The sequence below is a fragment of the Pseudomonas sp. P5_B2 genome (assembly GCF_056400445.1).
This window is the reverse complement of the sequence record NZ_JBFULH010000811.1, coordinates 1-1,593: the sequence shown is the minus strand read 5'-3', so window position 1 is coordinate 1,593 and position 1,593 is coordinate 1. Positions and strand designations below refer to the sequence as shown.

Annotated in this window: 3 protein-coding genes; all 3 read right to left on the bottom strand. The window is 60.9% G+C overall.

The features are described 5' to 3' along the window. Window positions 1–86 precede the first annotated feature (86 nt). The gene (locus AC1DRJ_RS27025) at window positions 87–488 is read right to left on the bottom strand and encodes a hypothetical protein (RefSeq protein WP_477804843.1); all 402 of its coding nucleotides are present in this window, start codon (window positions 486–488) and stop codon (window positions 87–89) included. Beyond that, window positions 485–847, bottom strand: a complete 363-nt coding sequence (locus AC1DRJ_RS27020; protein WP_477804842.1) for a P-II family nitrogen regulator — start codon at window positions 845–847, stop codon at window positions 485–487. The genes AC1DRJ_RS27025 and AC1DRJ_RS27020 overlap by 4 nt, the downstream gene beginning before the upstream one ends. Further along, window positions 844–1,593 (bottom strand): DUF1538 domain-containing protein (locus AC1DRJ_RS27015; protein ID WP_477804841.1); only part of this gene is annotated, 750 nt, incomplete at its 5' end. The genes AC1DRJ_RS27020 and AC1DRJ_RS27015, both read right to left, overlap by 4 nt.

Below are 1,593 nucleotides of genomic sequence, written 5' to 3'. Positions count from 1 at the left end.
CTCAAGCGCTAAATGGACTGCGAACAGCGGGAGCCTGTTCTGGCTTTCGCTTCCCAATACCCCGATCATTGATCGATAGGGGGGAGTTATTGGCGCTCTGAGCGAATCGGTATCGCTCCTTGCTCTTCCGTCACCCCCTCAGGCATCGCCACTGCCGTAGCGAAATTCAGCGCCGACATGTACATCAACCCTCTGCCAGGCTCGGTCAGCCTGGCGTTTACACAAATAAAGTCGAACACCTCTTCTGCCTGAGCTACATCCACCACCACATTGACCACCCGGGTGAGCACCGCCTCTGGCACTTCATCGCGGGGAGCTTTGGCGGCCTGCAGGATGGCCACGCCACGGCAATTCACGCTGTCCGCGCGGGTAATGCCATGTGTCTCTCGTAATAGCTGCAGCAGCGTGCGCTCGGTGCCATCGTCGGGCAACACGCAGGTAATGAGTTTTGCAGCCCCACCGGGTACTCCCGCGACCGCCAGACTCACGAGGCAGTCTCCTGTTTCAGCATCTCGCGGGGGATGTAGGTCGCGACTTTTTCCACGGGGGTYGCGTAGATCATTCCGGCGCCGGGAACATTCAAATTGGCCGCGTGATAGATCGCCTCGAGGACCGCGTCCTGATAGTCGGCAGCGACCAGCAGGCTCACCACTTCCTTCTCCGCATCGATGGCGATGCTGAGCAGGCCGAGCCGCTCACGGGGGCCAAGCCCGCTGGCGTGGTAGACAATGGCGCCTGGCGCGCCCATGCCCTGGGCCGCACGGATCACCAGGTCTGCGCGCCCGACGGGGACAATGCAGGTGATCAGTGCGACGTCAGTCAGGTAGGTAATTCCTTCAGCTTTCATCCCGCTTCTCCCGTGCCCAATAATTGATTCGCAGGCTGTTCCGTGGCGGCCTTTGTCTGTCTCCACAACTGGAAACGCGCCCACTGTCCGAGGAGCATGACGCTGATGACCGGGCCGACGGAGGCCATACAAAGAATTCCGAAACCCTCGACTGCGTTGGTGGCATTGCCCAGTCCCAGCCCCATGGCCAGAACGAGCGGAACGGTTATTGGCCCCGTGGTGACACCCGCGCTATCCCAGGCCACATTGACAAACTCTTCGGTCGAAAAAATCGTGAGTAGCACCGCGAACAGGTAGGGCGGCACCACCAGCCAGACCAGTGGCAGGCCGAACACCAACTTGGCCACACCCACGGCAATACCGCAGGCGACACCTATCGATACTGCACGGATAAGGCTGCGCTTGCGGATGAAACCGTTGGTAAGCGTCTCGGCGGTTACACCGAGCGCATTCAGTGCGGGTTCGGCGACGGTTGCCCCGTACCCGAGCACCCAGGCAAAAGCCAAGGCCAGTACCAACCCCACCTCATACATATAAAGTGGGGAGTCGTCCGAGCCGGGAGTCTGCATGAAGGCCGCCGGAATCAGCGAGCCGGCACTCCCTCCCAACTTCGACAGACCGTAGGTCAGACCGAGATTGAAAACGCACATGCCCACCACGGTCAGGGCGATACCGAGGAAGATCTCGCCGCGCCGCGGCAGGCTCTGGCGCAGCAGCAGTCTCAGCACGATCAGGAGGAAGATCAC